This is a genomic window from Carnobacterium alterfunditum DSM 5972 (assembly GCF_000744115.1).
GTDB classification, from domain to species: Bacteria; Bacillota; Bacilli; order Lactobacillales; family Carnobacteriaceae; genus Carnobacterium_B; species Carnobacterium_B alterfunditum.
This window is the reverse complement of record NZ_JQLG01000004.1, coordinates 2435573-2451392: the sequence shown is the minus strand read 5'-3', so window position 1 is coordinate 2451392 and position 15820 is coordinate 2435573. Positions and strand designations below refer to the sequence as shown.

At 35.3% G+C, this 15820-nt stretch carries 12 protein-coding genes and 1 other annotated feature; of the genes, 8 read left to right on the top strand and 4 right to left on the bottom strand.

Annotated features, from left to right (window positions below):
• The first annotated feature begins 262 nt into the window (after positions 1-262).
• Positions 263-1516 (top strand): thiolase family protein, encoded by a 1254-nt coding sequence (locus BR50_RS11930; RefSeq protein ID WP_034548821.1) that lies wholly within the window; start codon positions 263-265, stop codon positions 1514-1516.
• Positions 1516-2049: an acyl-CoA thioesterase gene (locus BR50_RS11925; RefSeq protein ID WP_034548819.1), complete on the top strand. Its 534-nt coding sequence runs from the start codon at positions 1516-1518 to the stop codon at positions 2047-2049. The genes BR50_RS11930 and BR50_RS11925 overlap by 1 nt, the downstream gene beginning before the upstream one ends.
• Positions 2050-2263: 214 nt before the next feature.
• Here the strand turns inward: BR50_RS11925 and argS are convergent, their stop codons facing one another.
• Positions 2264-3958: an arginine--tRNA ligase gene (gene argS / locus BR50_RS11920; RefSeq protein WP_034548818.1), complete on the bottom strand. Its 1695-nt coding sequence runs from the start codon at positions 3956-3958 to the stop codon at positions 2264-2266.
• Positions 3959-4058: 100 nt separating this feature from the next.
• Positions 4059-4299 (bottom strand) — a binding site (T-box leader).
• A 171-nt stretch (positions 4300-4470) separates the two neighbouring features.
• On the opposite strand from argS, the gene argR reads away from it, so the two are divergent.
• From argR to BR50_RS11905, 3 genes are all read left to right on the top strand, one after another.
• On the top strand, positions 4471-4926 hold the full coding sequence (gene argR / locus BR50_RS11915; RefSeq protein WP_034548817.1) for an arginine repressor: 456 nt from the start codon (positions 4471-4473) through the stop codon (positions 4924-4926).
• Positions 4927-4962: 36 nt separating this feature from the next.
• Positions 4963-6489: a phosphohexomutase domain-containing protein gene (locus BR50_RS11910; RefSeq protein ID WP_034548816.1), complete on the top strand. Its 1527-nt coding sequence runs from the start codon at positions 4963-4965 to the stop codon at positions 6487-6489.
• 61 nt (positions 6490-6550) lie between these two features.
• Positions 6551-7411: an aldo/keto reductase gene (locus BR50_RS11905; protein ID WP_034548815.1), complete on the top strand. Its 861-nt coding sequence runs from the start codon at positions 6551-6553 to the stop codon at positions 7409-7411.
• Between the two features lie 310 nt (positions 7412-7721).
• Here BR50_RS11905 and BR50_RS11900 read toward each other — a convergent pair whose 3' ends face one another.
• Positions 7722-9041 carry an ISL3 family transposase gene (locus BR50_RS11900; RefSeq protein WP_034546213.1) on the bottom strand — a complete coding sequence of 440 codons (1320 nt, stop codon included), beginning with the start codon at positions 9039-9041 and terminating at the stop codon, positions 7722-7724.
• A gap of 596 nt (positions 9042-9637) precedes the next feature.
• Positions 9638-11140 (bottom strand): glucose-6-phosphate dehydrogenase, encoded by a 1503-nt coding sequence (gene zwf / locus BR50_RS11895; protein WP_034548813.1) that lies wholly within the window; start codon positions 11138-11140, stop codon positions 9638-9640.
• A gap of 422 nt (positions 11141-11562) precedes the next feature.
• On the opposite strand from zwf, the gene BR50_RS11890 reads away from it, so the two are divergent.
• Positions 11563-12912: a DEAD/DEAH box helicase gene (locus BR50_RS11890; RefSeq protein WP_034548811.1), complete on the top strand. Its 1350-nt coding sequence runs from the start codon at positions 11563-11565 to the stop codon at positions 12910-12912.
• A 434-nt stretch (positions 12913-13346) separates the two neighbouring features.
• Here the strand turns inward: BR50_RS11890 and BR50_RS11885 are convergent, their stop codons facing one another.
• Entirely contained in the window at positions 13347-14117 is a 771-nt protein-coding gene (locus tag BR50_RS11885) for a DUF1189 domain-containing protein (protein WP_281247051.1), read from the bottom strand.
• Between the two features lie 242 nt (positions 14118-14359).
• Between BR50_RS11885 and BR50_RS11880 the strand changes: the two genes are divergently transcribed.
• Positions 14360-14968, top strand: a complete 609-nt coding sequence (locus BR50_RS11880; protein WP_034548809.1) for a superoxide dismutase — start codon at positions 14360-14362, stop codon at positions 14966-14968.
• A 166-nt stretch (positions 14969-15134) separates the two neighbouring features.
• The gene (locus BR50_RS11875; protein ID WP_034548808.1) at positions 15135-15671 is read left to right on the top strand and encodes a hypothetical protein; all 537 of its coding nucleotides are present in this window, start codon (positions 15135-15137) and stop codon (positions 15669-15671) included.
• Positions 15672-15820: the final 149 nt, after the last annotated feature.

Below are 15820 nucleotides of genomic sequence, written 5' to 3'. Positions count from 1 at the left end.
ACGGCTATAAGAAACCCGATTCTTCCATAAAACTTAGGTGAGTAATTTAATTGATAAAAATTATAGACCGTTATAAAGACAAACTAGCGCTAGATCAAAGCTGGTTTGTTTTTTTATTAAATCAATAAATGACTGCCATTATTTTAAAGGTAAAGCTTTTCTTAATATTGCTTAAAATAAGCCAATGTCATTTGATTATCTTATTTACAAGAATTATAATCAATAAGAATACATCCCGATACGTTAAGGAGAGATCTAATTTATGCCAAGATTAAAAACTGATGATCCAATTGTAATTGTTGGTGCAGCCCGTACCCCGATTGGGGCTTATTTAGGAGGATTGAAGACCGTTCCTGTAAGTGAACTAGGAGCCATTGCGTTAAAAGAGGCCATTAAACGAGCTGGTTTAGCAAATGAAGAGATAGAAGAAGTTATTGCAGGTCAAGCAATGGGAACACAAGAGGAAAGCAATATTGGTCGAGTCATCGGATTGAAGGCAGGTTTAAGGCAGCAGTCTACTGGAATGACCGTTAATCGCGTATGCGGTTCTGGGATCCAATCAGCTATTTCAGCCGTACAAGAACTGATGACGATGGATATGGAATTTATTGCAGCGGGCGGAGTTGAAAGCTTGTCACGTTCAGAATATTATTTGCCATTAGAAGCAAGATGGGAAGGCTTTAAAGTAGGTAACTTCAATGTCATTGATGCAAATTTAGCGCTTCATGTAAATACTCAACCGAGTGATGATTATACTGAAATCCACCATATGGGAGACACTGCAGAAAAGATTGCTGAAAGATATTCGATCACTAGAGAAGAGCAAGATGCATTTGCAGTGGATAGCCAAAGTAAAACAGCTCACGCTATGGATAGTGGTCGACTTGCTCAAGAAATCGTCTCGGTTGAAGTGAAAGATCGAAAAGGCAACGTAACAGTAGTTGACACAGATGAACATCCTAGACCAGGGACAAATATGGAAGGCTTAGCCAGATTAAAGCCGGCTTTTCGTAAAGATGGAAAAGGAACGATCACTGCTGGAAACTCATCTGGGCTAAATGATGGGGCTGCTTTCGAAATTTTCACTAAGTTATCTGTTGCAAAAGAGCGCGGATTAGATGTAATGGCTAAAATCGTTGATTTTGCGGTAGTTGGATGTGACCCGAATGTAATGGGTTTAGGTCCTGTTTATGCAATCAATAAAGTTTTAGAACAAAACGATCTAACTCTTGAAGATATTGCGATTTTAGAAATCAATGAAGCTTTTGCAGCTCAGACGTTAGGTTGTATGAAAGAATTAGGAATCAAAAAAGATTCAGAATTATACGGTCGCTTAAATCCAAATGGTGGAGCGATCTCATTAGGGCATCCTTTAGGAATGTCTGGAGCACGTATCCTTACATCAATTTGTTATGAATTTAAAAATCACCCTGAAAAAAAATATGCTATCGCATCTGCTTGCATTGGTGGTGGTCAAGGGATCGCATTATTAGTAGAGAATGGATTTGTTAACTGATGAATGAGAAAAGAGCTATAAAACACTGTCGTGAATCATTAGTGGTTCAAACACATAGTATTCTTCCAAATCAATTAAATAATCATGGAACGTTATTTGGTGGGGAACTTATGAGTATGCTTGATATAGCAGCTTCGATAGCCGTAACGAGACATATCCGTACACAATCGGTGACTGCTTCGACTGATTCTGTAGATTTCTTGCATCCTATCCAGCGGAATGATGCCATCACTATTGAAACCTATGTTTCTGGTGTTGGTAAATCATCTGTAGAAGTATTTTGCAAAGTTATTGGAGAAAACTTACTAACCGGAGAACAATATCTAGCAGTCACAGCCTTTTTAACTTTTGTGGCTTTTAATACAGATAAAAGTAAAGCTGTTGTTCCGCTGATCGAACCTGAAACAGATGAAGAAAAATTTGTCTGTAGTGGGTATGAAGAACGCAAAATGAACCGATTTGCTAAAAGAGAATTCAATAAACAATTTGCTCGAAAAATTACGTTGACGAATTCTTGGATAGATGAAGCTTGAAAACGAATAAAAAAAGGAACTGGAACAATTTAATTGTCTCAGTTCCTTTTTTGCGTATCCGAATCGTGAATGAAAAAGAGACCGGGATAACTAGCTAAGAATAAGAAGAAGGGTCTGCTCATCAGAAAATTGATGAACAGACCCTATTTTTGTTATATATATTGATTACTTAAAAAATGATGTCGGTGTTTAAAAAGGAATTTCTTCTGGAATATTACATTTGATCTGGAGATTGTACACCTAATAATCTTAGATCTTCTTTTAAAATAGTTGCGACAGATTGAACTAATGCTAAACGAGCAGGTTTTTGAGCATCATCTGTAAGCACTTTGCTGTTTGCATAGTATCTGTTAAAAGCTTGAGCTAAATGAATCGCATGTTTAGCGATAACTGATGGTTCAAATTTCTCATAAGCACGTTTGACAACAGATGGGTAGTCTTGTAACAATTTGATGATTTCCCAACTATAAGCGTCATCTAAAGGATAGTTGACTGTCGTATCGATACCAGCTAAACCAGATTTTTTTAAGATACTCATTGCACGAGCTCTTGTATATTGAACGTAAGGACCTGTTTCTCCTTCGAAACGAACAACTTCTTCAATGGTGAAGTCAAAATTATTTAAGCGATCATTTTTTAAATCGTGGAAAATAACAGCGCCGATCCCAACTTGGTCAGCAATCAGTTCCTTGTTTGGTAAATCAGCATTCTTTTCTTCGATTTGTTCAAGTGCAGAAGCGACGGCATCATCCAGAACTTCTTCAAGTAAAACAATTTTCCCTTGACGAGTAGATAACTTTTTACCGCCTTGTGTGATCAAACCAAATGGGATATGGTGCATATCATCAGCCCAATCATAATCCATCTCTTTTAAGATAGCTTTTAACTGGTTAAAGTGATTGCTTTGTTCATTGCCGACAGCATATAAAGATAAAGCAAAATCATATGTCCGTTTACGGTAGATCGCTGCTGCTAAGTCACGGGTGATGTAAAGAGTCGCACCATCGGATTTTTTGATCAATGCAGGATTTAGATTGTATTTTTCTAAATCTACAATAGTAGCTCCTTCATTCACGGTCAACACATTTTTTTCTTCAAGCAAATCAATAACTTCTTGCATCTTATCGTTATAGAAAGCCTCGCCGTTGAAAGAATCAAAAGTGATGTCTAAACGCTCATAGATATAATTAAATTCTTTTAAAGACTCTTCTCGGAACCATCTCCAAAGTTCTTGGGCTTCCTCGTCGCCGTCTTCTAATTTCTTGAACCACTCACGAGCATCATTATCTAATTCAGGATTTTCTTCAGCTTCTTTATGGAATTTAACATATAAGTTTAAAAGTTCACCAATCGGATCTTTTTTGACAGCTTCTTCGCTGCCCCAAAGTTTATACCCTACGATCAGTTTACCGAATTGGGTTCCCCAGTCGCCGAGGTGATTGATTTTAATAGGGTTAAAACCGACTTTTTTTAAGATGTTTGCTAAAGAATTCCCGATAACGGTTGAACGCAAATGCCCCATTGAAATCGGTTTGGCAATATTTGGTGATGACATATCGATGGGTACATTTCTATTTCCACCAATTTCTGCATCGCCATAATGGCCACTTTTCACTAGAACTTCATTTAATACTGCAGCACTCACTTCTTTTCTATTTAAAAAGAAGTTGAGATAAGGTCCAACAACTTCTATTTTCTCTACAATAGGGGAGTTGACCGATTCACCTAATTCAGCAGCAATCTGTTGTGGAGCCTTACGATAAGCTTTTGCTAAAGCGAAAGCAGGGAAAGCAATATCACCATGTTCTACAGATTTTGGGTTTTCTAATAAGTTGACAATTTTTTCAATGGGTAGTGCATCACCAATTTGTTCTTTTATAGCTTGTGCAACCATTAATTCATAATCCATTCTTTTTCCTCCTATGCGAACGACTTTTGCGTTCAAAATTTACTATATAATAGTTTATACATAAAAAACCTCGTCTCTTTTTTGATTCTATGCTAATCAAAAAAGAGACGAGGTTTTCCCGCGGTACCACTCTTGTTGTTTTGTCAATTGACGAAACCACTTGTTTTTAGATAACGGCAAACAAAACCGGATAAGCTGAGTAATCCATACAGTTGAACTGAATGATAACCCAATTTTATTCTCTCCAAAGTGCGGTTCCTAAAAGGTCACATTGTTGGCTTACACCATCCCAACTCGCTTAAAATGCTCTCTATCAGTACTCTCTTCATCAAAGATCATATATTATTTAACTTCATTCATTATATCAAATTGGTTAAGAGAATGCCATTGTTTTTGAAGAATAGAATTTTTATTCATTATTTTGTAAAAATATCACAAAATATAAGCGTATACATCATTTGTTTGGTATACTAAAAAAGAAGAATCGTTTAATTAGAAGGAGGCTTTACAGTATGAAAAAATCAAATCGACAATTAGCAATCAAACAAATCATTACGAATCACGATATTGCTACACAAGAAGAGTTATTGCATTATCTTAAGCAAGAAGGGGTTGAAGCTACACAAGCAACCATTTCTAGAGATATCAAAGAGATGCATTTAGTGAAAACAACCTCATCTAGTGGGAATGTCAAGTATACGATATTCCAAAATAATCGAATGTCTAATGAAGAAAAGTTACAATCTACATTAGGGAACGTTGTGATCAGACTGACGCAAGTACAGTTTACAAATGTTTTGATGACTATACCTGGTAATGCTCATGTTGTAGCGGCATTGTTAGATGCCATTGATTTTCCAGAAATGGTTGGTACTGTAGGCGGCAATGATACTTGTTTAATTATTTCGAAAAATGAAGAAGATGCAAAAAAAATGTATGATTACTTAAAAAAATGGATCGAACTATAAAAATGAGACGTTTCAAAAGGAGGAAATAGATCTGCTATGGCTGAATTTAATTTAACCTCATTACAAAATGGATCGGATATCCGTGGTATAGCAATAAGAACGCCAGAGCACGAAATAACTTTGACAGATGAAAGAGTCGAAAAAATAGCTTATGGTTTTGCTGTCTGGTTGAAAGAAGTAAAGAAACTAGCAACAGAAGATGAAAATAAACCGCTGAAAGTTTCTGTAGGACATGATAGCCGGTTGTCAGCTGAGCGTATAAAAACGGCCTTTACAAGAGGATTGACTAATGCGGGGATAAATGTGATAGACGTGGGACTTTCTACTACTCCAGCTATGTTTATGTCTACTAAATATGATTCTTACGCATGTGATGGAGCCGTAATGGTGACTGCAAGTCATTTGCCATTTGAATACAATGGATTGAAGTTCTTTACAAAAGATGGTGGAGCAGAACATGAAGACATTGATTTTATTTTACAGCACGCAGATCGTAAAAATATCATGTGGGAAAATAATCAAGGAAAAGTTTCTGCTCGTTCACTATTGAATGAATATGCAAAAGATTTAGTCGATAAGATCCGTGTGGGGATCAATCATAAAGACCACTATGAAAAACCGTTGACCGGCAGGCATATTGTTGTCGATGCAGGTAATGGCGCAGGAGGCTTTTTTGCTGAAAAAGTACTGGTCCCATTAGGTTCCAATATCCAAGGAAGCCAATATTTAGAACCGGATGGGAATTTTCCTAACCATATTCCAAATCCTGATAATAAAGAAGCCATGAAAAGTATCCAAGAAGCCGTTTTGAAAAACAAAGCAGATATCGGTGTCATTTTTGATACTGATGTGGACCGTTCTGCACTAGTAGACAGCAAAGGCGAACCCCTGAATCGAAACAATCTGATTGGCGTTATTTCAGCCATTTTGATCAAAGAAAATCCAGGGACGACGATTGTTACGAGTTCAGCAACTTCTGAACATTTAAAAACCTTTATCACATCTCTAGGAGGCAAGCAGGACCGCTACATTACAGGTTATCGAAATGTGATCAACCGTGCGATCCAATTGAATAAAGAAGGCATCCCGACTAGTTTAGCGATTGAGACAAGTGGGCATGCAGCATTAAAAGAAAATTATTTCTTAGATGATGGAGCGTATCTAGTAGCAAAAATACTTATGGCAGATGCTGATTTGCAAAAAGAAGGAAAAAGTTTTTCAGATTTGATCACTTCTTTAAACCAACCTGTTGAAACAGATGAAGTGCGGTTTAAAATCTTACCTGAGGATATTCGGACAACAGGTGCTAAAGTGATGGAATCGTTCCAATCATTTATCGAAAAAGAGTCTGATTTGTCAGTTGAGCCAGCTAATTTAGAGGGCGTCCGCGTGAATACTGCTGGAAAGTATGGTACAGGTTGGATGTTGCTAAGAATGAGTCTACATGAGCCCCTACTTGTTTTAAATCTTGAAAGCGACCAAGAAGGTTCAATAAAGATATTAAGAGAAAGACTCAAAACTTTTTTTCATGATCAAACAGATTTAGATTCGTCTCGCTTGTAGAAACCAAATCAAATGGTTTAGACTAATAGAGGTCAAAATGAATTGAAGGAAGTGTTTCAAAATGGGCGAACCGTTAGTCGAAAGTATTGAATTGTATAATGGAGTTAAGATACCTAAATTAGGTCTTGGATTATTTCTGATGAAAGATGAAGCTGAATTAGTAAATGCGGTTAAATATGCAGTTGAAGTAGGGTACCGTCATTTTGATACAGCTAAAATTTATGGAAATGAAGCATATTTAGCTCGTGGTTTAAAGGAAGCAGGAATTAAAAGAGAAGATGTCTTTATTACATCAAAAGTTTGGAATTACGACGAAGGATATGAGCCAACAAAAGCAGCCTTTCAAGAAAGTTTAAATCTGTTAGAAACTGATTATCTAGATTTATATTTAATTCACTGGGCTACTCCAAAATATGTTGAAACATGGAAAGCTATTGTAGAATTATATGAAGAAGGAAAAATTAAAGCAATCGGTGTTTCAAACTTCCAGATCCATCATCTTGAAGAGCTTAAAAACCAAGGATTGATGCAGCCAATGATCAATCAAATCGAAACACATCCTGAACTTCCGCAAAATGAATTGCACGAATACATGAAAGAAAATGGCATTATTCATGAAGCGTGGGGTCCTTTGGGTCAAGGGAAATCTGAGCTGTTGAATCATCCGATATTAACGGAGATTGGGAAAAAATATTTTAAAACTCCTGCACAAGTAATTATTCGCTGGCATTTAGATAGAGGAGAAGTCGTTATTCCTAAATCGACCCATGAAAATCGTATATTAGAAAATAGCAATGTTTTTGATTTCTCTTTAACTAAAGAGGAGATCCAACAAATTGATACATTGGAAACAGGAACAAGATATGGCAGTGATCCTGATAATCAAGAAAGAATCCAACAAACGTTGATCAGACCTGTATAGAGAATAAAAGAGGCTGGGATATATTCAGCTGAGAATAAGCAAAAGGATCTGGTCATCAGGAAACTGATGAACGGACCCTTTTTTCTATGTATATTGATTCTTCATTAAAGTGTGTTGGTATTCTAAAAGAAATTTCTTCTGGAATAACGGTTTTGCTTGTGGAGAGCCATGGAAGCGCCTGAGGCCTAAAAAAGTTCTCAGGCTTTCAAGCTTCAAATAAAGCTTAATCGCTGAAGCGTTAAAGCTTTATAATTCGGCTCTACGTCAAATGGTGTGGATGAGCTAAATTTAGTTGGAAATAACGTCTTGTTTAAGCAGCGTGAGAGAATCTTCTCGCGCTGCTTTTTTTTGCTTTAAAACTAATCAAAATACGACATCTAAAGTTCTGAAAATTCCGATAACCATAAGCAACCCGTTTGATGACTTTTATTTTATTGATTGACCCTTCTAAAGCACCGTTAGAATAGGGATACATAAAAGTATGTTTTATCCTAGGCAAGTGTTTACGCAGGGTTTTAAGGGCAGTCTGCATAAAAGGAGATAACTCTTTAGGAGAAGCCTTAAGTACAAGGTTTTTAAACCCTTTATAGTCATTTTTTTTAGAATAATAAAGAAGATTTTGATACAAATCATACGTCGCTTTAAGAGTCTCGTCGAGCGTAAGTAGGTAGTCGATGATTTCTGTATTCGGTAAAGGTTTTTTAAAGAGTCGTTGATAGCGGTAATCCTTAAAATTTAAGTCGTCTGAATCCTTTAACAGGAGTTGCCAGTACCTTTTAAATTTTCTGTAATTCTTTAAATCTTCTGAATTAGAGGTATGGAATTGTTTCATTGTTTGAACTCTGGTTTGATTCAACGAGCGTGATATCAACTGAACGATATGGAAACGGTCAATGATCACTTTAGCATTAGGAAAGAGATCTTTAACTAATGTAAAGTAGGCCGCGTTCATGTCTACGACAATCGTTTTTACGTTCATCCTCGTCTTATAGGGATAGCGAAGAAAGTGACGGCGTAAAGCTAGTAGCAGCCGAGTTGGCAAGATATCGATTGGTTCATGTGTGTCTGCATTCGAATAAATAAAGCTCATTTTTCCTTCGACGTTTTTAACGGATTGAAATTCATCGAAAGAGAGGTGTTGCGGCAAGGATTTGAAGGTATTTTTAACAGACTGATTGAGTTGTTTCAAGACTCTGTCTACAGTGGTAGGAGAAACAAAATGCCGTTTAGACAGGTCTTTTATAGAAATAGTGTCGGCTAATTCAACCGCGATAGACTGTTTGACCCGTTTAGCGATGAAGCAACCTTCTTCAATTTCAGGAGAACGTGCAACAAAGGTAACACCGCATGCTCTACAAAGAAACCGCTGCTTCTTTAATCGAATAGACGTTGCATAATGAGTCGAACTGACCCATTTAACCCTAGAGGTTAAATACCCATTCTTTACAATAGAGTAGGCGTGGTTCTTCATCCCACAACACTCACAGTGAGTGGGTTTGTACGTTAAAGTGGCATAGAAAACTTTTGATCTGAACCCTTTGATTCGTTTCTCCTCGCAAAATTTTTCATCAAAAAAGATATTTTTATCTTTTAAATCAAGTGCAGTTCGGATACAATTATTATGAGACATATGAATTTTCCTTTCTAGTGGGTTGTCGTGACTTTATTCTAACTGGAAAATTCATTTGTTTCTATTTTTTTATAAAAAAATAGGTGCGAATGAATTTCTTCATCCACACCAAAAATTATACAGCCTATAATTCACATTGAATTCTTTACATGGCTACAAGCAAACCCTATTCCGACAGAAATTTCAGGTGAGTGATCAAACTGATCTATGAACATCAAAAATTATAGTCTCATATTGATTGTTCAATAAAATGGGTTAGTGCCTTAAAAGAAATTTCTTCTGGAATAACGGGTTTACTTGCGGAGATCCATAGAAGCGCCTGAGACCTAAAAGAAGAGTTTTCATGGTTGTTTCTGCTTTAGCAGCTTGCAAACATGATACACTTGGACGTTATTTTCCCACAGTGCTTCATTTTAGGCTACAAGCAACTTCTTTTTCGCCACAAATTTCAGGTAAATGATCAAACTGATCTATTAATATCAAAGTTATTGCTGGTTCCTTTTCTATCGATGAGGCTCAATTTTAGCAGTACTTTTAGAATCAATAGTTGGACAGGCAAAGAGGCTAGGACATAAGTCCCAGCCTCTTTTAAATTTTTATTTTTTTTCATTTTCATCAGGAGAAATTGGATTCCAATACCAGTAAAAACCGTCTTTAGCCAATAAAGCATCACTTTCTGCGGGTCCCATAGAACCACTTGGATAACTAGGAAGATTCGTTTTATCTTGATCCCATACTTTGCGTATAGCATCAACAAATCTCCAAGAGGAAGCTACTTCATCCCAATGGGTAAAGTTCGTTGCATCGCCATTCAAACAGTCAAAAATCAGCTTTTCATAGGCTTCTGGACTATTTGCGAGCGTTTCAGCTGAGTGTTGGTGCATAAGATCAAATGTTTCTGTTTCTAAATCGATCCCGGTTTTCTTTGTATTGATCTGGAGAGAAATACCTTCAGTCGGCTGAATAAAAATAGTTAATACATTTGATGGCAGTTTTTCTTCGGCATCTTCACTGAATAAATTCAATGGAACATTCTTAAAGACAATATTGATTTGTGTGCCTTTCTCGGATAAACGTTTACCAGTACGAATATAAAAGGGAACGCCTTTCCAACGGAATGTATCAATTAAAATTTTTCCTGCAACAAATGTTTCTGTTAGTGAGTCTTCTGCAACATTCAGTTCATTTTGATACTTGTTTAATAAAATATCATCGTTAGAGCCTACATCATATTGTGCGCGAACAAAATTTTCTTTCACCTCTTCAGGGGTGAAAACTCGAACAGCTCGTAAAGCTTTTATTTTTTCATTGCGAATATCTATGTCTGATAGTTTTGCAGGAGGTTCCATTGCTAAAAGAGACACTACTTGCAAAATATGATTTTGTACCATATCCCTTAAGGCACCGCTTTTATCATAATAACCGCCACGCTCTTCTACTCCAAGAGCTTCACTCAATGTAATTTGAATGTTATCAATGTAGCGATTATTCCACATTGATTCGATCATATTATTGGCAAAACGTACAGTAGAAATATTTTGCACCATTTCTTTTCCAAGGTAATGATCGATACGGAAAATTTGATTTTCATCAAAGACTTCTCGGATTTGCTCATTTAATATATTAGCAGTCTCATAGTCATGACCAAAAGGCTTCTCAATGATCAGGCGGTTAAATCCAGTATCTGATACTAAACCTTGTTCGTTCAATTGTTGAGTGATCGTACCAAAAAAGTCAGGGGACATAGCCAAATAATGTAAACGATTGCCCTTAATATGGTAGCGAGCCTCCAATTTTTCGGCCAGAACTTTTAAACTGACATAGTGTTCTGAATCATTCACATTGTGTGATTGGTAGTAGAAATGGCTAGCAAATTCAATCGCGTCTTCTTCCGAAACAATCAAGTCTTTGATTGTTTCGATGATTATTTCACGATAATGATCGTCCGTCCATTCTCTTCTAGCAGTTCCAATTACAGCAAATTGTTCTTTTATGATCCCTTTTTTATATAAGCGATAAAGAGAGGGATACAATTTTCTTTTTGCTAAATCTCCGGTCCCTCCAAAGATCGTAAATAAGACATTCTGTTCAGTTGTCATCTATCTTGATACCCCTCTTCTAGAACAAAGACGTTCATCTTTTCTAAAACTATTGTACTGTTTTCTGCTTTTAGAATCAATCATTCGTTGATTCTTTCTTTTAAAAAGTAAGAGATTTAAGCGTTTATTTCTGATTCGTTCAATTAACAGTGTACAACGTTACTTGAAAAATATCCGTTATTTAGCTCATGTTTTATAAATAAAAGGCTTTTTTGCAATAATTACAAGTAATATCCCTAAAAAATTAAGTTAGTTACAATTAATTTATTCTTACAAGGCCTTGATTGAGTTAAATGTAAGACCAACTTAGTTGTTCAATTGATCATGTTTTAAAGGTGTTACATATTTAGGTAACGAATCACACTATTTTATGATATAATGTATAAGATGCAAAAGAGTATCAAGAGAAATGAGGCGATAAAATGGAACATACCTTTGAAAAGTTTGGGTTACAACCTTTTTTAATTGACGCAATAAATGAAATTGGTTTTACACAACCAACTGAAGTACAACAAAAACTTATACCGGCTATTCAAAACGGGAAAAGTGTTATTGGTCAATCACAAACGGGTTCGGGAAAAACTCATACATTTTTACTTCCATTAATAAATAAAATTGATCCATCACGTAATGAAGTACAAGTGGTGATCACTACACCAAGTAGAGAATTGGCAGAACAAATTTATCAAGCAGCACTTCAACTAGTTGAAAAAGCTCCTACTAAAATTATTGTACAAAACTTTGTAGGTGGAACAGACAAAAAACGACAAATGGCTAAACTAGTAGGAACACAACCACATATTGTTATTGGAACGCCAGGTAGAATTTTAGATTTGGTCACTGAAAAATCATTATTGATCTATACAGCTCCAGTATTGGTTATTGATGAAGCTGATATGACTTTAGACATGGGCTTTCTAACGGATGTTGATCAGATTGCAAGTAAATTACCAGAAAAATTACAAATGTTAGTTTTTTCAGCTACTATACCGATAAAATTACAACCATTTTTGAAAAAGTATATGTCCAATCCATTATTTGAACATATTCAGCCTAAAGAAATCATTTCCCCAACAATTGAAAATTGGCTGATTTCTACAAAAGGGAAAGATAGAATAGATGTAATTTATGAGCTATTAACAATTGGCCAACCTTATTTAGTAATGATTTTTGCAAATACTAAATCTAAAGTTGATGAATTAGCTGATGGTCTTAAATCTAGAGGAGTAAAAGTAGCCAAAATCCATGGCGATATTCCCCCACGTGAAAGAAAACGTGTGATGAAACAAGTACAAAATCTTGAATATCAATTTGTTGTTGCAACTGATTTAGCTGCACGCGGTATCGATATTGAAGGTGTGTCACATGTGATCAACGCTGAAATCCCAAGAGACCTTAGTTTCTTTATTCACCGTGTCGGTAGAACAGGAAGAAACAATCTTAAAGGAACAGCTATCACGCTTTACTCTCCAAGCGATGAAAATTTAATCGTAGATATCGAAAAATTGGGTATTACTTTTGAACCGAAATCAATTCAAAAGGGTGAAATAGTCGATACGTATGACCGTAAGCGCCGTACGACTCGTGAAAATAGTGCCACTGATAAAATTGATCCTAAATTAAAAAGTATGATCAACAAAACTAAGAAAAAAGTTAAACCAGGCTATAAGAAAAAAATGTCACGTGCTATCAAAGAAAGCGGTTTGAAGCAACGTCGAGTTGAACGTCGTAGTCAAGCAAATGTGATTAAAAAAGCAAATAAGAAAAAATAACTGAATAAAAAGTTATGAAAAAAAAGGCTTTACGCCAAATGGTGGGGCTAAGCTAAATTAGGTGAAATATAAAGTCTAGTTTAAGTAGTGCGAGAGAACTTTCTCGTACTGCTTTTTTTGTTTTAAAACTAATTAAAATTTAGTATCAAAAGTTCTAGAAATGGTTATTTGGCAGGATACTGATGGATTCATGTATGGCTGTATCTGAATAAATAAAGTTTGTTTTTACTTCGACCGCTTTAACTGATTTAGATTAGTCGATTTTTATCTTTTAAATCGAGTGAAATTTAGCTACCCTTAAGTTTGTCTCGTGGCTCTTTATAAGCAAACCCATCTATTCCAAAAAAATTTCATTTTGAAGCATCCACACTATTTGACGTAGAACCAAAAAAAGAGTTAGGAAATTTCCCAACTCTTTTATTTTGATTTATTTTTTAAGATTGCTTTTTAGGCTTAGGAATAGTTCGAATGGCTAAATAATAAATGAACAGCGTCACTATTGTTTTGATTTCTACTTGAAAAGAAGGAATCAGACCGAAACTATTCAAAAAGGCAATAAATAAATTCGGTAACGTAGAAGCAAATAAAACAAGTTTAAAACTTTCGCCAAAATTTAACTGCTTCCCTGTAATCATAGAAAGAATATTTGCAAATAAAGTAGACAATACAGTATATAAGAAAGTAAGAAGTAGAGAAACCAACCATAGTATAGTAAAGGTAATTATTTGTAAAATTCCGCCAAACGAATCGACACTAAGTATAAGGTCGATAAAAGAGGCACTCGTTAAGCCATTTAATTGAGTATAAGAGAAATTGATCGGATAGTCGGGAAGGCTAAAATAAAGGCCGTCTTCTAAAAAAGCAATACCTATTAAGTTTCCGATCAAGTCTTGCTCTACATCATCGAGAGTTCTTTCTCCATTTGGATCAAAGGTAAAAATAATCGAATCCGTTTGGTAAATATAACTCTTTACGGGCTCGTCTGTAACAAGCTGATTGTTTTCTATTTTAAATGATGGGATACTCTCTGCAATAATTTGCCCATCACGGCTAAAATCATCTATCGTCTGGTTGCTTTGGATCCAAAGCGGGATGGTAGTAATAAAAGCGATAAATAAAAAATAAAGAAATACTTTGCCTTTCTTTAAAGTGATCACTTGAACAAGTTTTTCTGGATGAATCAATGAGTCTTTAAATAAATGTATTAATTGGATAATGATCTCTCCTGACTTGATAAAATAACTTTTTTTGAAATGGATAATAAGTATAAATGACTATATTTAATTGTAGCGGTTAAGTTTAATAAACTCAATAGGTTAAGCTAGCTATAAAAAAATAAATATATTGTTTTTTGAAAATAAAGATAGTTGAATACTTTGTGTTTTTTATTGAAAGGTGTTACATTTATTATCTAGAAATTAAAAAAAGTTAAATGGAGGAATTAATTATGGCATACGAATTACCAAAATTACCATATGCATATGATGCATTAGAACCACACATTGATCAAGCAACTATGGAGTTCCATCACGACAAACATCATGCAGCATATGTCGAAAAAACAAACGCTGCTCTTGAGAAATATCCTGAGTTAGCTAAAAAATCAATTGAAGAATTGGTAACAGAATTAAATTCAGTTCCTGAAGAAATCCGTACAGCTATCCGTAATAACGGTGGTGGACATGCTAACCACAGCTTCTTCTGGGAAATTCTTTCACCAGCTGGTGGCGGAGAACCAACCGGAGCTTTAAAAGAAGCTATCGATGCTACTTTTGGCAGCTTTGATAAATTAAAAGAAGCAATTGAAACAGCAGGAGCTGGCCAATTTGGTTCAGGTTGGGCTTGGTTAGTTCTTAACAACGGTAAATTAGAAGTAACTTCAACAGCTAACCAAGATTCTCCATTAACAGATGGAAAAACACCGATTTTTGGAGTAGATGTTTGGGAACATGCTTACTACTTGAAATATCAAAATAAACGTCCTGCTTACTTAAAAGCAGTATGGAATATTGTTAATTGGGCAGAAGTAGCAAAACGTTACGAATCAGCAAAATAATCTTATTAGCTATAAAGAAAGCAAACCTATTTTTAGGTTTGCTTTCTTTTTTTGAATAATCAGATGAAATATAGCTGCCTTGATATTATGTAAACGATTTCTTTTATGGTAAAATTAATTTGTAGAATAGAAGTATAAGCTTATTAATCAGTTAGGAGTGGTGAGATTGGATAAACGATTTGAAGGTGTCTATCAGTCTATAGAAGTAGTAGTAGAAAAAGTAGCTCAACTGTTAAGAAACAGCCAAATGGTCGACCAAATAACAATTGTTACAAATAAAGAAAAAGCAGATGTGCTGCATGAATTCGAAACTATTGCCTCACTTTATGCAAATGATCCTATTCTCTTGGAAAAAATAACTTGGGTGGTCCGTCATGCAGAATCTGATGATATTTTTTCTCTAGAAAAATACGGCTTGACAAAAACAGAGGAAAGAAATCAGTATAATCAAGCAATGGCTGAACTGAACTATGTATTACTGTTAGGTGAAGCTACTGATATTGATTATTGGTACCCAAAAAAACGATTAGGTCAACCTGTTACCGATCTTGAAGGAAATAGAGAGTTTAATCATCAATCTGATTTTGTTGACTCCGGTTCAGCTAATAGTAATATCAGCAGCCCAAGATTCAGTGGTACTTTAACTAATCAGCCTTGGATAGATCCAGATTCAGATTCAGATAGAGATACAACGAGACGTTAATAATGAAGTGAAAGTTAAAAAAGAATAGATTCCCATTTAAATTAATTAGTGAGATAAGTGGGAGTTTATTTTGGTGTGATCATTCTTTTGGGTCAAATAAGATTTTCAGACTAATTATTTTAAAAAATTAGATTAAGTCTATCAACACC